General features: G+C 46.8%; 13 protein-coding genes and 1 pseudogene. 9 read left to right on the forward strand and 5 right to left on the reverse strand.

Going from position 1 to position 21,263, the window contains the following annotated elements:
- Positions 1–149 precede the first annotated feature (149 nt).
- The 6 genes and pseudogenes from MKA69_RS14570 (at position 150) to MKA69_RS14595 (ending at position 13,066) form a co-directional block, all read left to right on the forward strand.
- The gene (locus MKA69_RS14570; RefSeq protein WP_305848370.1) at positions 150–2,291 is read left to right on the forward strand and encodes a TRAP transporter permease; all 2,142 of its coding nucleotides are present in this window, start codon (positions 150–152) and stop codon (positions 2,289–2,291) included.
- Positions 2,288–3,499, forward strand: coding sequence for an L-2-hydroxyglutarate oxidase (gene lhgO, locus MKA69_RS14575; RefSeq protein ID WP_305848371.1), 1,212 nt, complete (start codon positions 2,288–2,290; stop codon positions 3,497–3,499). The genes MKA69_RS14570 and lhgO overlap by 4 nt, the downstream gene beginning before the upstream one ends.
- 382 nt (positions 3,500–3,881) lie before the next feature.
- Positions 3,882–6,713: a hypothetical protein gene (locus MKA69_RS14580; protein ID WP_305848372.1), complete on the forward strand. Its 2,832-nt coding sequence runs from the start codon at positions 3,882–3,884 to the stop codon at positions 6,711–6,713.
- A gap of 417 nt (positions 6,714–7,130) precedes the next feature.
- The gene (locus tag MKA69_RS14585) at positions 7,131–10,874 is read left to right on the forward strand and encodes a M66 family metalloprotease (RefSeq protein WP_305848636.1); all 3,744 of its coding nucleotides are present in this window, start codon (positions 7,131–7,133) and stop codon (positions 10,872–10,874) included.
- A 96-nt stretch (positions 10,875–10,970) separates the two neighbouring features.
- A pseudogene (locus MKA69_RS14590) lies at positions 10,971–11,171 on the forward strand (ferric reductase); the annotation flags it as partial.
- 323 nt (positions 11,172–11,494) lie between these two features.
- Positions 11,495–13,066, forward strand: a complete 1,572-nt coding sequence (locus tag MKA69_RS14595; protein ID WP_305848373.1) for an ATP-binding cassette domain-containing protein — start codon at positions 11,495–11,497, stop codon at positions 13,064–13,066.
- 42 nt (positions 13,067–13,108) lie between these two features.
- On the opposite strand, the gene MKA69_RS14600 is transcribed toward MKA69_RS14595, so the two are convergent.
- The 3 genes from MKA69_RS14600 to tnaC all read right to left on the reverse strand — a co-directional run bounded on the left by MKA69_RS14600 (position 13,109) and on the right by tnaC (position 16,271).
- Positions 13,109–14,323: an aromatic amino acid transporter gene (locus MKA69_RS14600; RefSeq protein WP_055029372.1), complete on the reverse strand. Its 1,215-nt coding sequence runs from the start codon at positions 14,321–14,323 to the stop codon at positions 13,109–13,111.
- 99 nt (positions 14,324–14,422) lie between these two features.
- Entirely contained in the window at positions 14,423–15,841 is a 1,419-nt protein-coding gene (gene tnaA, locus MKA69_RS14605) for a tryptophanase (RefSeq protein WP_055031123.1), read from the reverse strand.
- Between the two features lie 358 nt (positions 15,842–16,199).
- Positions 16,200–16,271: a tryptophanase leader peptide gene (tnaC, locus tag MKA69_RS18240; protein WP_081017583.1), complete on the reverse strand. Its 72-nt coding sequence runs from the start codon at positions 16,269–16,271 to the stop codon at positions 16,200–16,202.
- Between the two features lie 235 nt (positions 16,272–16,506).
- On the opposite strand from tnaC, the gene MKA69_RS14615 reads away from it, so the two are divergent.
- Positions 16,507–16,719, forward strand: coding sequence for a DUF3820 family protein (locus tag MKA69_RS14615; RefSeq protein ID WP_000462099.1), 213 nt, complete (start codon positions 16,507–16,509; stop codon positions 16,717–16,719).
- 35 nt (positions 16,720–16,754) lie between these two features.
- On the opposite strand, the gene MKA69_RS14620 is transcribed toward MKA69_RS14615, so the two are convergent.
- Complete coding sequence (locus MKA69_RS14620) at positions 16,755–17,237, reverse strand: murein L,D-transpeptidase family protein (protein WP_001236195.1); 483 nt, start codon at positions 17,235–17,237, stop codon at positions 16,755–16,757.
- Between the two features lie 469 nt (positions 17,238–17,706).
- Between MKA69_RS14620 and MKA69_RS14625 the strand changes: the two genes are divergently transcribed.
- Both MKA69_RS14625 and MKA69_RS14630 read left to right on the forward strand, forming a co-directional pair.
- On the forward strand, positions 17,707–19,788 hold the full coding sequence (locus MKA69_RS14625) for a sensor domain-containing diguanylate cyclase (protein ID WP_258463781.1): 2,082 nt from the start codon (positions 17,707–17,709) through the stop codon (positions 19,786–19,788).
- Between the two features lie 245 nt (positions 19,789–20,033).
- Positions 20,034–20,246, forward strand: coding sequence for a cold-shock protein (locus MKA69_RS14630; RefSeq protein ID WP_000078819.1), 213 nt, complete (start codon positions 20,034–20,036; stop codon positions 20,244–20,246).
- Positions 20,247–20,436: 190 nt separating this feature from the next.
- On the opposite strand, the gene MKA69_RS14635 is transcribed toward MKA69_RS14630, so the two are convergent.
- A complete protein-coding gene (locus MKA69_RS14635) occupies positions 20,437–21,153 on the reverse strand; it encodes an SIMPL domain-containing protein (protein WP_055027895.1) in 717 nt (238 codons plus the stop codon).
- Positions 21,154–21,263 lie beyond the last annotated feature (110 nt).

Below are 21,263 nucleotides of genomic sequence, written 5' to 3' on the forward strand. Positions count from 1 at the left end.
CGGGCAGTCTTACCCTTTCAACATGAAGTCAATCTAAAGAAAGGGCATCTCTGTTTTCTTCGTCTATCCCAAAACCGCCGGAAGTGGTTGCCATACCGCCGCTTCGCGCGGGGGATATGGCTTAGTTGTCTCGCTGTTGGAGTAACGCAATGAGCAATTCAGTAGAACAAGAACTGGAAAAGTTCGAAGTGCCGACCCGTACCCGTTTTGGCTGGGTAACGCGCACGATTTCCGTACTGTGTGTGCTGCTGTCACTGGCGCACATTTGGTTTAATACGTTATCCACGTGGTCAGAATTATGGATTTCGGCCATCCACTTCGCGGGTTTCGCGATGATTTGTGCGCTGTGGTATCCCGCCTTACCTCGTTGGCGCGAGAGCAAAGTTGCGCTGGCGTTTGATGTGGTGTTAGCGCTGTTGGCACTGGCATGTTTGATCTACTTGATGCTGGCGGAAGATGCACTCTATGAGCGCGGCGTGAAATTTGTCACCAGCGATTGGGTGTTCTCAATTCTCGCGATCTTGATTGTGATGGAGATGATCCGCCGCACCATGGGTTGGTTTATCCCCTCGCTGATTTTGATCTGTCTGACCTATGTTTCGGTCTGGGGCAAATGGGCAGGCGGCATTTTTCATTTCCCCGGCTTAAGTGCCGAAACCCTGCTGTATCGAAGTTTCTATTCCTCGGAAGGCATGTTTGGCTCGATTGCAGCGATAAGCTGGAGCTTCGTGTTCATGTTCATCCTGTTTGGTGCCTTCTTAGTGCGCTCTGGTGTCGGCGATTACATCATGGATGTATCACGCGCTGCGGCAGGTAAAGTGGTGGGTGGCCCCGGTTTTATTGCTGTACTGGCTTCGGGTTTGATGGGGTCGGTGTCTGGCTCCAGTGTCGCGAACACGGTCTCTACGGGCGTTATTACCATTCCTATGATGAAAAAAGCGGGCTTTCCCGCACGTTTCGCCGCAGGGGTGGAAGCCGCAGCTTCGACCGGTGGGCAACTCATGCCGCCGGTGATGGGCGCAGGCGCGTTCATCATGGCGTCGTACACGCAAATTCCGTATGTGGATATTGTCGCGGTGTCGTTTATTCCTGCACTTATCTATTTCCTTTCTGTTGCGTTTTTCGTGCGTATTGAAGCCAAACGCATGGGTGTACAAATTGTCGCGGCGAGTCAAGAGCCGTTTATGAAAGTGTTGGTGTCGGGTTGGCATAACTTGATCCCACTCGCCGTGTTAGTGACCTTATTGGTGGTAGGCTTTACCCCAACGTACGCGGCGGGCTTGTCGATTCTGTCGGTGATTGTTGCTTCGTGGTTTTCCAAAAATCACAAAATGGGTCCTAAAGCGATCATTGAAGCGTTGGAGCAAGGTGCGAAAAACATGGCGACTACCGCGGTATTGCTGGTCGGCATCGGCTTGGTGATTAACGTCATTAGCACGACAGGCATCGGCAATACTTTCTCACTGATGATCAACAACTGGGCAAATGGCGATCTGCTGACCATGCTGGTGTTGATCACTTTGGCCTCTTTAGTGCTGGGGATGGGGCTGCCAGTAACGGCGGCGTATATTGTGCTGGGTACTCTTTCGGCTCCTGCGCTGTACAAACTGCTGGCCGAAAGCCAGTTGGTGGATTTGATGGTTTCGGGGCAATTACCGGAACAAGCCAAAGCGATTTTCATGCTGGCGGCACCGGATCAACTCAGTTTGCTCAATGCGCCCATGGCGGCGGAAAAAGCCCATGAGCTGATTAGCCTTGTGCCCGCGGATTTTGTGGAAACCTTGCTACAACAAAGCTTAGGGTTAGAAGCGATTGGTCTGGCTCTGCTTTCGGCGCACCTTATTATCTTCTGGCTCTCGCAAGACAGTAACGTGACGCCACCGGTGTGTTTGACGGCATTTGCCGCGGCCACCATCGCCAAAACCCCGCCGATGCGCACCGGATTTACCGCGTGGAAAATTGCCAAAGGCTTGTATTTGGTTCCCGTGTTGATTGCCTATACCCAACTCATCAGTTGGGATGCGACCACGGTTGTCACCATCGGCATCTTTGCGATTTTTGGCACTTACGCCATGATTGGCGCGATTGAAGGCTATCTGGAAGGGCGGCTGAATCTCTTATGGCGTTTGCTGTTGGCGGTGATCGGTGTGCTGCTGGTGTGGCCAAGTTTGCCGATTTGGATCCGTTTAGTCTGTGTGGCGCTGTTTATCGCTATCTTTATCTACTCTGGAAAAACGGCAGCGCGTGTTGAGCGTGCCCATAGCGCAGTACGGGGAGCAAAATCCGCATGACTTATGATTATGTGATTGTTGGCGGTGGGATTGTCGGCGTCTCCACGGCTTGGCAACTGAAACTGCGTTATCCGGAAAAATCGATTCTGCTGGTGGAAAAAGAGGCGGGATTCTCCCGCCATCAAACCGGTCACAACAGCGGGGTGATCCATGCGGGGGTTTATTATGCTCCCGGTAGTTTGAAGGCTGACTTTTGTAAACGCGGAGTCGAACGCACTTTGGCGTTTTGCGCGCAGCACAAGATTCCAGTGGAAAACTGCGGCAAGTTACTGGTGGCCACCAATGAGCAAGAACTCGAACGCATGCACGCACTCTATGATCGCTGCTTACAAAATCAGATCGACGTTGAAAAACTGGATGCCGTGCAGTTGAAGCTGGCAGAGCCCAATATTCGTGGCTTGGGGGCGATCTTGGTGAAAGCGACCAGTATCGTCAATTATCGTCTGGTGACCGAGAAAATGGCCGAAGCCTTTATGCAGTTGGGTGGGGATGTGAAAATAGGCACGGAAGTGGTGGGCTTGGAAGAAACGCCATCCTCGGTCACGCTAACTTGCCAACAGATGAACCAACGCGTGAGTTATCAGACGCGATTTCTAGTGACTTGCTCAGGATTAATGGCCGATCGCTTAACCAAAATGCTCGGTTTGCCAACGGATTTTCAGATCATCCCCTATCGTGGCGAATATTACCGTTTGGCACCCAAGCATAACCAAGTGGTGCGTCATCTTATCTACCCGATCCCCGATCCTGAATTGCCGTTTCTCGGCGTACATTTAACTCGCATGATTGATGGCAGCGTGACCGTTGGCCCCAATGCCGTACAAGGTTTTAAGCGTGAAGGTTATGGCAAATGGAATGTTAGCCTACGCGATGTGCGGGATATGCTTCGCTTCCCCGGCTTTTGGAAAGTGAGTGCCAAGCACTTTAAAACGGGCATGGTCGAAATGAAAAACTCATGGTGGAAAGCGGGCTACTTACAGTTGGTACGTAAATACTGCCCAAGTATCGAACTGACCGATCTTGAGCCTTACCCCGCAGGCATTCGTGCCCAAGCGGTATTAAGTGATGGTACGCTGGTGCACGATTTTCTGTTTGCCGAAAGTCCGCGCAGTTTGCATGTGTGTAACGCGCCTTCTCCAGCGGCCACTTCCGCAATGCCCATTGGCGAATATCTGTGTGACAAAATCGCTGAAAAGTTAACCCTTTAATCTTCCTTATGCTCACGGGGTATTGTGGGCATTTTCTTCTCCACAAATACCTATCGTCAGTAAATTCTTACTTATCAGTGTGTTAAATTGATTTCATTATTACCTCTCGGTTGGATTATATGATGGTAATTGCCTATTCTTGGCAAAAGATCTCATTTTTAGCATATTGAATTGACGCAGTTGGAACCCCTGTCTCGTTGTCGCGGTAGTGATTCTACCGAAATGCCATTCGGTAACTAATAATAAGGCGGTAACCCAATTGTCTATTTCCGGAATCTGTTGCTGTAGATTTCGAGGGTTACTGCTGCCTAAATTCTCTGGCGGCATAACAAAAATACGCTTTTATCCTCCTTGAATGAATCAATAAGCGAGCTAGTCTAAAATGAAACTAAACTTGATTGCCCTTTCCATCATGCTTTCTGGCTCTTTGTCAGCCGCAGAGCTTTATAACCCAAGTCAAAATTATCCAGCCGGAGAGCAAGTCTCTTTCAATGGCAATATTTATGAAACTCAGTGGTGGGCGAATGCTGGTCAGTCTCCTGCCGGTATCACAGAAAATAGCTGGGATTCGCCTTGGGTATGGGTCTCAGAAGAGAGCGATGATGTAACTCCACCGGTGGGTGACATTGTCACTACTCACTTTGAATACTTTGAGCGTGGGCTTACCTTAAATGGTGACATGCTGGGTATCTCTGGGCTGAACATTTCGGCGGTTGAACGTTACCAAGACCGACTTTACGTCACGCATGATATTACGCCGGGTGTGGTATTGATTCTTGATGCGCAGACAGGAAGCATGCTAGGGCAAATCGAAGGCATTCAACAAGGTTCTAGCATGTCGACTTATCGACGGATCAATGAACTTTATATCGACAACAATCTCCTTTATGTGGCATCACTCTCCTCCAACCGTGTCGATATTTTTGATTTAGATAACAACCATCAACATGTAATGAGTTTAGGTACGGGCCACCACTCGGGTACAAATTCGTTGTTGCATGCACAAGCCGTTACTACAACGCGTGATTATGTAGTGGTTTCTGACGCCTCAGACAAAATCAAGGTGTACCGCCAGCAAGATGCAACACCAGAAAATAACTTACGTGCACCGCAGTTCGCCACTTTACAGTTTGAAGGTAAGTACACTCACCGTAAGGTGCAAATGCACGTGTTAGATCACTACCTGCTTGTGCAGAGTGAAAATAAAAACTACTACATCTACGACTTGAACAAAGTGGAATCTGCCGCTGCGGCGGGCGTTCCGTTGCAAGCGGAACAACGACTGGATGTAAAACTGCAGAAAATCGATAAAGATGGTGAACAGCTGATCGTGAACCGCAATGGCAGATTGGAATGGCATAAGGTGAGCGATGTGATTGCCAACCAATTCCAGTTTACCAACCCAATCCGAACGATTACCCAACTGAATGGCGCACCGATCGGTAACCTGAATGATCTGCATTTCGCGCATGATGAACTGATAACGGCGGCAGCAGGACAAATTCACTTTGATGCACTACGCACCAGTGCCGTGACATTTACCCCTAATGCTTCCGTAGAGACAACCAAACTCAAATTTGACGAGTTGGCGCCATTTTCTATCGGCGAAATTCTGTCACTTGATGAGCCGCATCATATCCTGACTAATCCATCATTACGTTCAGTAAAAATTAATTCCCCCGTCAAAACCGTATTGCTCGATAAGGATACCGTACAGGTCACCAGCTATGCTGCCGTAGAGCTGACGGATATCAATCTGGAACTGAAATTGGAAGGTGTCGATCATTGGGTTGTACTCGCGAATCTTGACCGTATTCCCGCTTATGCGCAATTTACGCTGCCACTGAGCTCTTTTGGTACCGGTCAGTTCAATACCAGTGATGGTGCTGGTGAGCTTGATTTGGCAAGCGTGTTTTCCAGCACAATGGAGTATGCCAACCTGTTTGATTACCGTTTTAGCTCAAATACAGATGTCTTTGCTAAAAAACTGGCCGCCTTGAAGCCGATATGGAGTGTACGTTTTGCTCCGAATAAAGAGGGTGGTTGGCGTGAGATGAACGCACTTTATGCGCGTGAATGGCTGATTATCCTCACCAATTTGGCTTACATGGTATCTGAAGAAGAGTTCAAACACGTCTGGTTTAACTTTGAACATATCTTTGGCTATAACATGCACGGCCCTGCGGGAGCGGTTCAAAAGCCCGGAGGTTATTTCACCCCAGAAGATTATCAGTATTACTATGATTCTTTGATGACACGACCTAATGTCAACGGAGGGGTAACCCAAATTGGCGGAGGTTTAGGTGGTACATCGATTACCGGAGTCGATACATGGATGTTCTACACCCACTACTACGGAAGTTGGGGCATTATTGCTCACGAATTTGGCCACGGTTTCGATGGTCGTGGTCCTGGATATAGCCATGACACCAGCTTCGCGAATGGTGGCAATGGCTGGCAACCCTTAATCACCCAGCTCGCTAATTACCATATCCGCAAAGGTGATTTGCCTTATATGGATGACAATATCAATGGCTTCTATAAGCCAGAACATGCTCCTTATCATCATGTTGATGTCGATGTTCGTAAACGTAAACACCGCGATCCAAACCACATGTACCCACTTGAGAACTACTTTATGTCTCAATCTGACATGCCCCAAGGTTGGTTACAAAATGGTTTGGAGATGAGCACCAGCGCGGTTGAGAACTTGAACTTTTTAGAGCGAATTTATGTAGCGAATTACCCGATGGGTGAGCAAAAGCCTTACCTGTGCCGTTTCACCTTCGAAGATGGTGAACAGTATTTTGGCTTTGTTGCTGAGCAAGGCGATAGCGCACGTTGTGAAGCGGGTAGCAGTATTTCTTATCGACGCCCAGATGGTTCAAAAGTACCGCTACAATCTGAATTGAACACCTTTGAATGGCTTTCCATTTACAACCCAGAGATGAGTGGTGAGCCTGTTATGCACTCCAATGGTCAACCATTGTGTCAGGTGGATACTAAGGGATTCTATGGTACTGGATTCGTCAATGACCGTGGACAGTGTACGCAACTACCGAACGTGTACTGGTCAAACGGAAATCGTTGGACATTCAGTTCGAATTGGACACCAGTGAAGTACTCTGGCGGTTGGAGTTCACCGACTCTCGGTCGCGCGTTGCCAGACGTTGAGAGTGAGCACGACCATGCAAATTGTGGCCTTGACCACTAATTATCAACAGTATCGAGGTCGCCATAAGGCGACCTTTTTTCTGCACATTTCTCGCATCATATTGTCCTATCTTTAAGAATAACCATACTCAAAGTGCTGGTATTATTGTCCTTATTATCATTATTGTTATTATCAATTTCTATGTTTTACATTTTGCCATTTACTGAATTTATATGAAGTTAATTGCCTATTTATGGCAGAGGTTCTCACTTTTATAACGTTCCACGGATGGAGTTGGAACGGTTCTCTCGTTGTGTTCTTGATGATTCTATCGGAATAGCGTTCTGTCACTAATAATAAACGGGTAACTCGGTTGTCTACGAACGGAATCTACGGCTGCTTGCGCTGCTTAGATTTCGAGGGTTACTGCTGCCTAAATTTAGGCGCACCACTACAACTAAAATGAGTAATTTAATGATGAATAAGAAACCATTAACGCTTCTAATAGCAGGGCTATTAGCGAGCGCACCAGCGTGGGCGCAAGATGAACTTACTCTGGTTCAAATCGGTAAAAAAACGGTCGAGCGGCTAGAATCGATTAAAGCGATGACTGAACGTGGAGAAGGGGTATTTGAGCGTAATGGCGAACGCTGGATCAATTACAAAGGGATTGAATATCGCCTCAGTTACAAAAACGATTTGCAATTCCCATTCCTGCCTTATCAAGGTGGCGATGATACGCCTTACCGCAATGTGATTGATTTTGTCGATCCGAGTTGGGAATTTGAAATGTATAACGGCGGCTTCTATTTGATGAGCCGCAAATTTGGTGTTTACGAATCAGATGAACAAGGCTGCTTCATTGAATACATACCTGCGGCACACGGTTCGAAACGAGCTGATGGAAGTTATGTGTGGGAGCGTGATGTTATTTACCGCACTGAAACGTCTGATTGTGGTGCTCTGAGCCTGCCAACCCTCTCTTCTTTGACTGTATCTAGCGTATCAGATCAAGGTGTCTCTTTTGACTGGCAAGGGCAACACGATACAGACAATCTCACACTCACGTTGACCAATTTGAGCGATGCTAGCGATGTACGCCGATTTGAGAGTGTTTCTGCGGGCTTTTTTGTTGGCGGATTGAAGCCACAAACCCAATACGAAATGGTGTTGAACGCCTGCAATGCGATCGATTGTGCGAAGCCTCAATCAGCTCGTTTTACCACGCTAGATGCGCGTGAAGGGTTTGCGGATGAAATCGCAGTACCTAATCACCTACAAGGCAGTTTAATGGGAGGATTAGGCATTACTCAAACGCACACGTCAGTGATGCCCAATGGCAATGAGCTGACTGGACAAGGCCATCTCGATGCGATCATGAACCGTGAAGCTTTACTGCTGTTTACGCCGCAGCAAGGTGAGGAGATTAACCAAGTCCGCGCCGAAGTGTTCCTCGATGGCGAATTAGTGCAAACCACCTTGATGCTGCCGCCAAGCGCTCTGGCTGCGTCGGATCAGCCAGAGAATGGTCGCATGAAAGTGGTGTTTTCGCATCATGCATGGTCGCTGCCCCTGCAATGGGATTGGATGAAGCCGGGACTATCGCTGCGCCTGATTGACAACTTAGGCCGTGAGGGTGTGCTCAGCCAAGGTGAAATCCAGTTTGGCGGTGCGCCTGAGTTGGTGATCCAGAACATCGATATCGGCATGTTAATGCCACCGCGGGATCGCAACACCATGATCCAAAACTTGCCTACGCTTGCGGCGGATTATTTCCAGAAAATTCCAGCCTCTAAACTGGTGATGGCCGATTATACCCCTGCGCATTTTCCCGTCGTGACCATGCCAAATGGTGTGGTGTATACCGATAAGAGCGCAAGTACGGGCGGTTGGCACAGCGGTGATATGCGTGAAGCGATCGGTAAAGCCATGGTCTCTACGGGTATCAACAATGCCAACGTCGGTATTGTGAGCAGTGCGGGTTATTCGCAGCAGTACAATCGACGTTTTAACCACATCACTGCCCATACCAATGTGGGCATCTACACCAAAAAAGACACGGATTTACCGCAAGTCGTCGTGCATGGCGGCAGCGGTGGCGGTGGCATCGTGACATTGGAAGCGACGACCGGTAACGAGTGGTCTCATGAGCTTGGGCATAACTATGGCCTAGGTCATTGGCCGTACATGGCCTCGATTCACGATCTGGAGTCCGGTTGGGGGTGGGATGCGTTCCACCAACGCTTTATTGGTAACTTACACTGGAAAGGCGATGTTTACACCCAACAGCAAGGTGATGATATTGTGCCACCGTTTAAAGATGCCTTCCGTTTCTTAGTTGATGCGCAAAATGGCGGAGAGCAAGAGTACGTTGGCACCATCAGCCGCTTTACCTTGGAGCATCCGGCTCAGTCGCGCAAAGCACAGCGTTGGATGAACAACGGCTTCAACCTAGATAGCCACAGCCCAAGCGGCTATGTGCAATGGGATCAGGCGACGCAACGTTATAAAGCCGTCGAAACGGATACACCCAAACCCCAGCAAGTGGGTGTGCCGGTAGTGACCTTATTGGGGATTTACGATCCGCAGAATGAGAACCCTAGCCAAATCTATCCTCTGGTTTATTCAAATTATGGCAACGTGTTTGAACTGCCACAGCCAGAGCAAGGTGAGTATCAGCTAGAAGGTTGGCAAGCAGCCGGGGATCTCACTCAAGCCGAAATCCAATACAACCAATGGCAGACGTTATTGATTGATGGGCAACAACTGCCAATTTGCCGCTTTGATTACACCAATACCAATGGTCAAAGCGCGACGTTTGTTGGCGGCTTAAATGCACAGCGTAACGTGTGTGAAGGTAGCCGAGATATGCGCTGGTATAACGATTATCAGATTGATTCGCCAGTAGGGCAGTATGAGTTACTTTCACAATTTGGTGCAGGTAATGTCACCTACACTCCGAATGCGGAGATTGGAGAAATGCAACTGTGTACTCTAAACAAGCCGCACAATAACGGTAGTCATGACGGGGCAGGCTTTGTTCGCAATGGCCGCTGTGAGCAAGTCGAAGGCGTGAAAAATAACGCTGAAGGTCGCGTTTGGAGCTATGCAATTCGTAATAGCGAAGTGTTGTCGAGAACCTTAGCCTCTCAACGTCGCTGTGAGTTGGTGGTAGAACACCGCAATGGTTCAACTCGTGTGGCATTGGCTGGTAATCGTCACAAATCGACCGAAAGCAACAAGTTCCATGTTAACTTATCGATGGAAAAGGGTGTGCCTACCCAAGTGAGTTTGAGCTGTAGTGACCTTAACGGCAACACTGCGCTGACCTCTTTCACGCCGGATCAAAATCCACCATTAGATCAACTGAAAGGTCCAATCATCATTGGCCAAGAGTACGGTTACAGCCAAGTGGTCGATATGACCCCGACTTTCGCACAGAATGAAACTCTGGTGAACACGGATTTTGCAACCATCGCTGAGTTTGATGCGTTTGTGGCAGAGCAGTACGACCGTGGCATGCTGAATAATGGTGTGACTAAAGCCGAGCGCAGAGCAGGAGCTTTGTACGTATTTGCTAACCCAGAAACCGGAACACGTGATTACTTTGTGATGCGCATGGTGGATGCAGGTGCATTCCCGATCGATCAAACCAGTAATCAAGGTTGGAAATACCTAGGTTCGGCTGATGATCACGTTAACTTTGCTTTCAACCCAATCAAGCTCAACAGAGCCGCCGGTGTGAGCATTGAAGCTCGTGTACAAAGCTACTTTGGAGTATCTCGTTTATTGACTTGGGATGAGCGCACCTCAACCACTTGGGATAATGCGCCGAATGCCGTATTTGTTGGACAAATCGAGGGTGAAAACCACTACTTTATCCAAAAACGCCCAGGAGAAGGGGATGCGTTCCCGACGTTTGAAGAGTCAAACCAAGACTGGGTTTTCTTGGGGAGTGACAGCACCATTCAAACCTATCTTGCGGAATTAAATCGTGATCTGGCGAGCTTTGAGCGCGCGCTACTTGAATGGTATCAGCAAGATGCGATGGGCGTATGGGGCAGTGATGGTAAGCGTGGCAAAGTGAACGACATCTACCAATATGTGTTCCGTGGCGGCTACCACTACTACCGCTTGAAAGTGACTAAGTATGGTTATTTCCCTTTCCCTACCGATCCCAATCCAACTAATGGTAACTGGGAATATCTCGGCCAGTTCTAAGTTCTTCATTGCAAAGCCAGTCAAACGACTGGCTTTATTTTTATGGCTCCGCCATCGCTGCTCTTGGTAGCGACGACAGATGCGTTGTTGAGTCAGTGTGCTCTAACCATTATTGATTCGAGCGTTGATCCTCGTCTATCGGCGGAAGATATAGCGCGTCGATGCGGAGATTTAAGCCGTTTTCAATTCTATTTCTGTGGGCCAGTGGCATTTTCTAAGAGTTTGAAAAAAGCGCTTAAACCGTACCAAGTTGACCTACCGCGCCAGTTCCACGAAGAGCAATTTGTCATGCGCTAATTTCTTTTGTATGACTTTTAGAGAGCGACGCCGCGGATTGACAATGCCGTCGCTCTCTTGTTAACCTCCCGGCATCCTTTCTTTCGGAGATAACGCCAACATGGATATCTAACTTCCTTATTACCGATGATCTTAATTTCATTCGGCTCTTGGAGTTAGTAGGCGTTATTGCATTTCTATTGGTTAACAGAGTGTTGACCTTGACCTGATTCACCACTTTTTAGCGCATGTGTTTGGCTATGATTCGCCCAAAAATGCCTATCTCGCGTGGTTATTTGCTTACTGGCTTCTTTACTTTTCTTTGAACAGTAGAGGGGATTGTTATGCCCATTATTCATGCCCACCAATTAAGCTACCAATTAGAAAGTGGTGAGTGGCTGTTTCATCCATTTGATTTTCATTTTCCGCAAGGGTGCACCGCGATTGTTGGCCGTAATGGTATCGGCAAATCGGTATTGCTTCAGTTATTGCTCGGTAAGCGAGAACCGACCTCTGGGCATGTGGTGTGCCATGGGAAAATAGGCTACTACGCTCAGCACTCTTCTGATTTCGACACCGAGAGTTGCCTTGCCGAGTTTCTTGGCGTTGCTAAAGCGCTCAATGCGCTGCGTGCAATTGAAACTGGCAGTATAGAACAACAGCATTTTGATGACTTAGGAGATCAGTGGGACATTGCTGAAACCACCCAAGCGCTGCTCGATGAGCTACGCATCACGCTACCTCTGAATGCCCGTTGTGGTCTGCTCAGTGGTGGGCAACTGGCAGCACTCAAGCTCAAACGCCTGTTTCTGTCGAACTGTGATGCGTTGGTGCTGGATGAACCAAGTAACCATCTCGATCAGATAGGGCGCCAATGGCTGATTGATCAGTTGCGACAAGAGGATCGCCCAGTGTTGGTGGTGAGCCATGATAGAGCGCTGTTAATGCAGATGGATCGCATCGTTCGGATCACGGCTGAGGGTTTGCATTGGTTTGAAGGAAACTACGCTCACTATCAACAGCAATGGCAGCAACAACAAGAGGCGCTGAGTCGGCGTGTGGTTCAATTACAAAATGAGCAGAAAGCGATTGAGCGTGAAATACAAAAGAGTCAGGAGAAGGCGCAAAAGCGTGCCAATCAAGGTGCTAAAGCGCTGAAATCGGGTAGCCAACCGAAAATATTGATGGATGCGAAAAAGAACAGTGCCGAGAAAAGCCGCTCTGCAGCGTTAGTGAACGCTCGCAACCAACGCCAGCGAAATCAGCAGCAATTGCAAGGGTTGCAATCGACGTTGGTGCGAGAGTCGGATCCCAAACTTTATCTTACCGAGATCAGTAACGGCAAAAAACGCACCTTGTTGAGTGTCGAGAATTACCGCGCTGACGGGGTTAACCATTTACCACTGACTTTGCTTCTAAGGCAGGGAGAACATTGCCGTCTTTCGGCTGCCAATGGAGGCGGTAAAAGCCGTTTTCTGAAAGCGGTTGCGAGTCTGCATGATGAATATCAAGGCCATATCCAGCGCAACGCGCCTGTGATGTATCTCGATCAGCATTATGCGTTAGTGGATTTAAACCAGTCACTGCTCGACAATTTGACGGGGTTTTGTGAGGGTTTAACCGCTAATGATGCACGCCTGCTTTTGGCGGGGATTGGTTTTCGTGGAGACACGGTGTATCGGCTTGCCAAACACCTCAGTGGCGGTGAAAAAATGAAATTGGCGATGCTCATGGTCAGCCATGTTGCCAATGAACCTATTTTGCTGCTCGATGAGCCGGATAATCATCTCGATTTGGAGTCCAAACAAGCCTTAGCCAAGGCACTGGCGCATTACCAAGGCGCATTGATTATCGTCAGTCATGATGATTATTTTGTGGCAGAAGCGCAGGTAGAAAAATGTTGGAGTCTTGAGTAACAAGTGAATAACCACCTACTTATTAAGTAGGTGGTTATCATTTTACCCAGCAAAAGTCGGTAACCAATTGGCCATCGCCATCATGTGGAAAACCGCAGTAAGCACACCAAAGATCAGCACGACACCCAGTGCCACATTACCACCAGGTACAACAAAACCTTGTGCACCATTGGCTAAAGTGCGCGATTTACGTGCGAGGAGTACAGGGATAATACAGGCCCAGATGGTTGCCGCCGCGCCGGCATAACCAATCGCAATAATAAAGCCGAAAGGGAACAGTAAAGAGAGAATGAGTGGCGGTAAGAAAGTCACTAGCCAAGTTTTGGTTCGCCCCTGTTTGCAGTTACTGAATTGGAATAGATCAGCCAGAAAATCAAACACCCCTAAGCCAACGCCAATAAAAGAGGAGAGGATTGCCGCCATGGAGAAGGCATTGATGGCTTGAGAGACTTTTTCTGATTCCACCACTGAACCTAAGGCTTTCAATAGTACATCCACATTTCCCCCCTGTTGTATGACTGGAGCGAAATCGGTGCGGGGCAAATTGCCAAAAATGCTGAATAACCAAAGGGCGTAAAGGCTTAACGCAATCACTGTTCCTCCTAATATGGCGTACTTAGCTTTACGTTCTTCACCATAGTAAGAGCGCATGGATGAAACAGAATGGTGATAACCAAAAGATGTCAGAGCGACAGGTAGCATCGCCATAGCATAGGGCGCGTATTCACCACTTTGATTGAGCGTGTCAAACAGGATCGAGGTTTTCACATTCATGGCTAAACCAGATACACCAAAGATGAAGCTCAATACCATAAACACGATCAACACGACTGAGATACGATCCACCGCACGAGTTGAATGCCAGACAAACGCAGAAAATACCGCCACAAACAATACAGAAGCGAGCTTACTGTTGATATGCAGTAGATCCTGCAAAATTAAGCCAGAAGAGGTGATGTAGGCGTACAGCAAAATGCCGCCGACAAAGTAAACGGTAAGGTTGTTAAAGCGATTGATATGGCTGCCAAGCATATCTTTGGTAACAGTGTTGAAGGAGACTCGCAAATCATAATGTTTAAAGGCTTCAAGCAGCATCCAGCCTGAAAGCGTCATCACGGCCATTGTTAATATCAGTGCCAGCATTGACCAGAGAGTCCATGCACCAGCACCTGCGCTAGGGAGACCAAGCATACCAGCACCTACGCAGACGCTGGCAATAATGCAGGCTCCCCCAAACAGAGAGGGTTGTTTAGACATGATAAAATCCTTGGGTTTCACGTTATTGTTGATTTTGTTGTTATGTTGTTTAGGTCAAAAAAAGGCAGCCTTTGCAGGCTGCACTTTTTAAACACCGTATTAGGCTTTTTCTTTTAAACGAGCCGTAAAGTGGCGTAGCACTGGTGGTTCGTAAGTAAACTCCAATCCTTTTACGTTACGGGCATTGGCTTTCACTTTCTCAAACGCTTCGATGATGAAGTCCATATGTGTCTGAGTGTAAGTCGCGCGAGGAATGGTCAAACGGAGCAATTCGGCAGGGCAAGGGTGCTGTTTGCCCGTTGCCGGGTCACGGCCAAGCAGGAGTGAGCCAATTTCTACTGCGCGAATACCTGCGACTTTATAGAGTTCACAAGCTAAAGCATGTGCAGGGAATTGATCTGCTGGGATGTGAGGTAGCAATTTTCCGGCATCGACAAACGCGGCATGGCCACCAGCTTGTTGGCAAACCACGCCAATCGCTTCGAGACCGTTCACCAAATACTCGACTTGATTAATGCGATATGCGAGCCAATCTTGGCGCATACCGTCATACAAGCCAACCGCCAAACGTTCCATCGCGCCGCCTTCTAGACCGCCGTAGGTTGGGAAGCCTTCTTGAACCACACACAGAGTTCGGCATTCGGTGTACACATCAAAGAAACGTTCATCTTTAAAGCAGAGTAAGCCGCCCATCTGCACCATAGCATCTTTTTTGGCTGACATCGCGAGCCCATCTGCGTATTTATAGGCTTCGCGAGTGATTTCTTCGATGGTCCAGTTGCGGTAATCGCGTTCTCGTTGCTGAATAAAATACGCGTTTTCAGCAAAACGAGCGGAATCCATGATCACGGGGATGTCGTAGCGTTGGGCAATCTCATACACGGCTTTCAAGTTAGCAATCGAAACCGGTTGACCGCCAGCAGAGTTACAAGTGATGGTGCTGACAATATATGGGACGTTCGCCGGACCCGCTTCAAGGATCGCTTGTTCGAGCTTTTCTAAGTCGAAATTGCCTTTAAAATCGGCCTTTACGCCAGTATCAAACGCTTCTTCGGTATATACGTTTTTGGCAACACAGCAGTTGATTTGGGTATGGCCTTGAGTGGTATCGAAAAAGTAGTTCGATAAGGCGACCATTTTACTGCGATCTAAGCCTTTTTCTTGTTCACGTTTTTTAATCAAAACAGGAATATAAATTTGCTCTGCACCACGCCCTTGGTGAGTTGGAATGGTGTATTCATAACCAAAAATATCTTTAACCGCTCTCGCGAGTGCATGGTAGCTGCGGCTGCCGCTGTAGGCTTCATCACCACGGAACATCGCGGCTTGCATCTCTTGAGTGATTGCGCCAGTGCCGCTATCGGTCAGTAGGTCAATAAACACATCTTCGCTATCGAGTAAAAAAGGGTTCATGCCGGCATTTAAAATCGCCTGATCACGATATTCACGTGTGGTACGTTTTACCGGTTCAATAACACGAATACGAAAAGGTTCTGGTAAGTGTTTAAAGTTTTCCATGTTGGTTAGTCCTAAATTTTGATAAAAAAAGTCTTATCAGGAATAAATTTAATATTCCTTGCTTATGAATTTTTTAAATAAGATCCCTCTGGCGTTAAAAAATAAATTTACGCCATGGAGAATGAATTTTTAATTCTTACTGACTTTTAGGTGAAATGCTGGAGCGAACATTGATGAATGAAAGTTAAGAATAACAAATAACCATCAAAGTCCTCTGTACAACGAATATAAAATTCATTGATAAAAGATGTCCAGTATTATGAATACCAAGCTATAAGTGAGTAAGATGGCTGAATAAACAAGCCCTCCATGCAATAAGCGATTGCGCAGAATGGCACGTTATCCATGCGAGAAAGGATTACGCAGGAAAGAAGAAAGCGATTTTATAATCGAGGGTAAACCAAAAGCTAGAGTTGTTGTACGTTCTCATATTTTCACCTATTTGAAATGATTCATTTCAAACCCAGATTGATTATGTATGAAAATAGAGTTTCGTCATCTGGGAAATGAATAAATTGAGAATGCGCTAACAAAAAATAAAATCATGGGTGATGAATCACATTTACTCAGCTATTTCATCCTGCATCCAGATGCAGAGAAGGATTTACTTTTCCAAGCCTTAGATTTAGGCTACCCATCATTTTGCGAAAAGTTAAGAATTATCCATGTTTGAAAAAACACATCTCTTAAAATTGGCTCGAATGAAAATGCCATTTGGTAAATATGCCGGCCGCGTGCTGATTGATCTCCCTGAACCTTATTTGTTGTGGTTTCAAAAGCAAGGGTTCCCAGAAGGTGAGCTCGGTGTCCTACTGGAACTCTGTTTGGCTCTTAAAATTGAAGGGTTAGAGGCATTAGTCAAACCTTTAAAACAATGATCGATAGGGACCGACACCAAGTAGGTTGTGTTTGATTACCACTCGATGTGAATAGGCGTACCAGGCTGAACTAAGCTCAGAAAATCATCCATTTCACTATTGGTTAACGCGATACAGCCGTTGGTCCAGTCAAAACTTTGAATAAATGCGGGGTCTGCCGTTTCCCCATTTTTCAATCCGTGGATCTTGATATCACCTCCAGGGCTAACACCTAATTGAGCCGCATGTCGCTCATCTTGTGGACTGGGGTAGCTAATATGAATCGCCCGGTAAAAATGGGAATCTTGAGTAATGAAGTCTAAGTAGTAGTTCCCTTCGGGCGTGCGCTGATCGCCCTCTTGCTGTTTATGCCCTTTGGGGGACTTACCCAAAGCGATGCGATACTCACGAACCACTTGATCTCCTTGCAACAAATACAGGCGTCGTTTCGACTTATCGACTTTGACGAGGTCGACCTGAGCAAAACTAACGCAAGGGAAAATCCATAGTATTAATAAAGCAAAAGAGAAAAGGCGCATAAAGAATCCATAGTCAATGCAATCGAACCTGATTTTAGCGGCTTCCTCATTGCAATTGCAGTGATGTCCGTGACGTTTGTTTATTCTCGCCCGCATCGATACCGCTTTGTGAGGAACTTTTTTGCTGAAGAGGGAGCCGAATGACGGTACTTATGATTTACATGGTTGATCAAGTATGCAAAACAGCCCGAGAACCTCATGTGTGGTTGAATCAATAATGAGAAAATTATTAAAAACTATTGCTTATAGATGCAATAAATGGAAACAACATCGCAGAAATGCTGCCTGTGCCGAGGATGTAATCAGTTATCTGGAAAAAATGCGGCGCAGTTAACAGCCAGTCAGGTAGCCAATTGATTGCTTATTAAAAAATCAGCCATTATTTCTAATAAAACATAATTCCAATGTCAGGCTGTGCATGTTTCCTAGAACCCTATTAAAAAGAGTCACCTCAAGTCGAAATTATCGAATGTTGGCCGATACCACGTTCGAGTATTTAACCACGTTTTTAGAATCACAAGCCGCGGGGATTGTCTACGCGCCATCAAACGCGGCCGCAGCAGAGGTGGTTTTAGCCCATGAATCTTTTTTGTGTTTAGAAAGCTACCCTGAAGCCTTTTGGACATGGGCTGCACAGTTTGATACGTCAGATGGTTTAATTCCTTTTGCAATCAATACTTGTCGCTGGGATTACCTGCCACAGATGGGGGGAGAGTCGTTCATCTTAATGTTGGATAACCACCCTCAACATCGTACTTACTTAATTATTCAAGCGGCTAGCGCGGATAAAGTGCATTTGAGTACCGAGTCGGGCGAATTAGATTTTTTACAGCTAATTGCGTCAAAATGGCAGTGCTTACGTGCCGAGATTGAGGCCTCGAAAGAGTTTAAGAATCGTGATTTACGAGAAGCGAAGTACCTGAGTGAAATTCGTCAGCGAGAACAGTTCATTGACAACATGAAGTTGGTGCATCAGGTCGCTGTCGAACTCTCCAATCCAGCCAATCTTGATGAGCTGCATCGTGCATCAGTAGAAGCGGTGCGTCATCGTCTCGGTTTTGATCGTGCCGCTTTCTTATTACTGGATATGAAAAAGCGCTGCTTCAGTGGTACTTATGGTACGAATGAAGAAGGTAATACGGTTGATGAACACCATACCCAATATGACTTGCACCAAGTGGAACCCCAGTATTTAGAAGCTTTGTCTAACGATGAGTGCAATTTAATGGTGGTTGAAGATGTGCCACTGTACACCGCAGGCCAAGTGGTTGGCCAAGGTTGGAATGGGATGCTGATCCTGCGTGATGGTAACGACACCATTGGTTGGTTAGCGATTGACAATTACATTCATCGTCAGCCGATCACTGAATACCAAAAGCAAATGTTGGAGTCTTTTGGATCATTATTGGCTCAAATCTACATTCGGAAACGACAAGAACAGAATGTCCGTATGCTGCATGCCAGCATGGTGGAACTATCCCGTTGTATGACCGTCAGCGAAGTGTGTAAGTCTGCCGTCAGTTTCGCGATTAACCGGATGGGGATTGATCGCATGGCTGTATTTCTGACCGATGAAGCGTGCTCGTATATTCAAGGAACATGGGGAACCGACATTCAAGGCAATATCGTTGATGAATCCTATTTCCGAGGGTCGACCCACGAAAATGACATCGTCGATCTTGCGAAACTTTATCCAAATGAAGTCGTTTTCAAAGAAGGGGTACCCATTTACCACGATTGCAAAATTGTCGGCTATGGTTGGACGGCAATGACCATGTTGACCGATAAAGGCACGCCGATAGCCTTTATTGCGGCAGATAATTTGATCCGTCGTTCACCGTTGACGTCACAACTGCGAGAAGTGATCCGCATGTTTGCTTCAAACTTAACGGAAGTGTTAATGCGGGCGAAAGCCCAAGAGGCGATATCGGTACTCAACGAAACTTTGGAGCTTGAAGTGCGCAATCGCACTCGTGATCTTCAAAAAGCCAACGAAAAACTGGATCTCATGGCGAAGTTAGATCCTCTAACGCGTCTTGGAAATCGCCGTATGTTAGAACATCTGCTTGAGCAGACCTGTGAACAGACGATGAAAGAGGTGGTGAGCTACGGCGTCATCTTATTGGATATTGACCACTTTGGCCTATTTAATAACTGCTATGGACATCTGGAAGGGGACATTGCCCTGATGCGTATTGGTAACATTCTTAGCCAACATGCCCAATCTGAACACGAGCTATTTTGTCGGATTGGCGGAGAGGAATTTTTGCTCCTGACCGCCAATCGCAGTGTGGATGAAGTTCGTTTACTGGCAGAAAGTATTCGTCAGAGTATCGAAACCGAAAAAATTGAGCATTGTGAAAACCCAAGTGGAACAATACTTACCGTCTCCATTGGTTATGCTGCCTCACGCTACAAACCTCGGGAGATTCAATTTGATCAACTTTATGCAGAAGCGGATAAAGCTTTGTATCGCGCTAAAAGTCAGGGGCGAAATCAGGTGGTTGGTGTTATTGTTGAAAATATCGACTGTATAGAGGCCGAAATGTAGCATTTTTCAGCAGATTTCTTGCTGTATGGCAAATTTCACAAATAAGTGTAGCGTTTCAGGAAAATACGTGTATAGTTTACCTCGGCTCTTAGGTAAGAGTTGTTAATGTTAAATTCAGTGAAAGTTCAATCTCAGATCGTTATCGATTTCTCGTTAAACCTGCGTCAACTTTGTCTTGATATACCATTCAATAGCTTTCGTTATCAGCCAAATCAACCCATAGCAAATTTATATTAGAGGTTACTATGTCTCAGAAAATGACTGGTTCAGTAAAATGGTTCAACGAAACTAAAGGTTTTGGTTTCATTTCTCAAGACAACGGCGGTCAAGACGTGTTCGTACACTTCAAGTCTATCGTTTCTGAAGGCTTCAAAACTCTGGCTGAAGGTCAGCGTGTAAGCTTCACAGTTGAGCAAGGCAAAAAAGGCCCACAAGCGGCTCAAGTAACTGCGCTGTAATTAGCACAGATTAATTAAAAAAGGGGCGTGGTGAAAACCACGCCCCTTTTTACATTCCTCGAAGCCGAGGTTTAAGCCGTGACTCTCCGAAGGCTTGCTTTTACGTAATATGCCTACAGATACTAAAAATCCCCTTCCTAGCAGGCTAGAAAGAGGATTTCGTATCGATTTACTAGAAATCGGATTGCCGTTAATCAGAGAGATAGTATTCAACCGTGGTGACTACGCGGACATTTTTGATGTACGGCGTATTGTTATCACGATCTGAAATAGAAAACTGTCCTTGTGAGGCGGTTTTGATCTTACCTAGCGTGCTTTGTGAGTCGGTTGCAAACTTCAGTGCCACTTCTCGCGCTTGCTTGGTCGCTTCTTCGATCATGTCTGGCTTGATGTCATTTAACCCTGTAAAGCTAAATTCAACGCGATTGTTGTAAGGATCTTGGTTAAATACGACGCCCTGTTTACCGAGCTGACCAATCTCGCTGATGATGTTACGCACCAAATCCACTTTCTTGCTGTATACCGTGAGCGTTTGCGTTGCCAGATAGCGGAACTCTGAACGGTCTTCCCCATATTGCTGGGCTTTTTTATCGACTACGGCTGGGGCCGAAAGGGAAATTGCCGTACTATCAATACCTTTCTCAACTAAAAAGTGAGTGATGAGTTGAGTCTGTTGATCCACCGTTTCAAAGAGTGAAGAAAGCTGATTATCTGCAACCGTAAACTGAATAGGCCAAATGACCGTGTCAGCAACGACTTCACGCTCCGATAACCCTTTTACGGTGACGACTCGTTCATATTCTTTAAACTTAACAGCCATTTGCTGTACCAAAAAACCCAGTGCGGCCAGCCCAATAATCAGGCTCAGGCCAAGTACGCTGGCGGTTTTGGTATTCATATTGGTCATGGTTTTCCTCCCATTATTTGACCGTTATTCTTTTCTATATTGAAGTCACAGCGGTTTGGCTGTACTTGGTGTTGCTTCGCCATAAATTACTCTTGTGGCAACGAACACGC

Source organism: Vibrio sp. AH4, from assembly GCF_030710545.1.
In the GTDB taxonomy this organism is placed as follows: domain Bacteria; phylum Pseudomonadota; class Gammaproteobacteria; order Enterobacterales; family Vibrionaceae; genus Vibrio; species Vibrio metoecus.

Excerpts from the sequence above, each read along its gene's own strand:
- MKA69_RS14620 (WP_001236195.1), bottom strand. The coding sequence starts at position 17,237 with ATGCGCCTTTTCTCTTTTGCTTTATTAATACTATGGATTTTCCCTTGC.
- MKA69_RS14585 (WP_305848636.1), top strand. The coding sequence starts at position 7,131 with ATGAATAAGAAACCATTAACGCTTCTAATAGCAGGGCTATTAGCGAGC.
- MKA69_RS14635 (WP_055027895.1), bottom strand. The coding sequence starts at position 21,153 with ATGACCAATATGAATACCAAAACCGCCAGCGTACTTGGCCTGAGCCTG.
- MKA69_RS14595 (WP_305848373.1), top strand. The coding sequence starts at position 11,495 with ATGCCCATTATTCATGCCCACCAATTAAGCTACCAATTAGAAAGTGGT.
- MKA69_RS14625 (WP_258463781.1), top strand. The coding sequence starts at position 17,707 with ATGTTGGCCGATACCACGTTCGAGTATTTAACCACGTTTTTAGAATCA.
- MKA69_RS14615 (WP_000462099.1), top strand. The coding sequence starts at position 16,507 with ATGTTTGAAAAAACACATCTCTTAAAATTGGCTCGAATGAAAATGCCA.
- MKA69_RS14580 (WP_305848372.1), top strand. The coding sequence starts at position 3,882 with ATGAAACTAAACTTGATTGCCCTTTCCATCATGCTTTCTGGCTCTTTG.
- MKA69_RS14570 (WP_305848370.1), top strand. The coding sequence starts at position 150 with ATGAGCAATTCAGTAGAACAAGAACTGGAAAAGTTCGAAGTGCCGACC.
- MKA69_RS14630 (WP_000078819.1), top strand. The coding sequence starts at position 20,034 with ATGTCTCAGAAAATGACTGGTTCAGTAAAATGGTTCAACGAAACTAAA.
- lhgO (WP_305848371.1), top strand. The coding sequence starts at position 2,288 with ATGACTTATGATTATGTGATTGTTGGCGGTGGGATTGTCGGCGTCTCC.
- tnaA (WP_055031123.1), bottom strand. The coding sequence starts at position 15,841 with ATGGAAAACTTTAAACACTTACCAGAACCTTTTCGTATTCGTGTTATT.
- MKA69_RS14600 (WP_055029372.1), bottom strand. The coding sequence starts at position 14,323 with ATGTCTAAACAACCCTCTCTGTTTGGGGGAGCCTGCATTATTGCCAGC.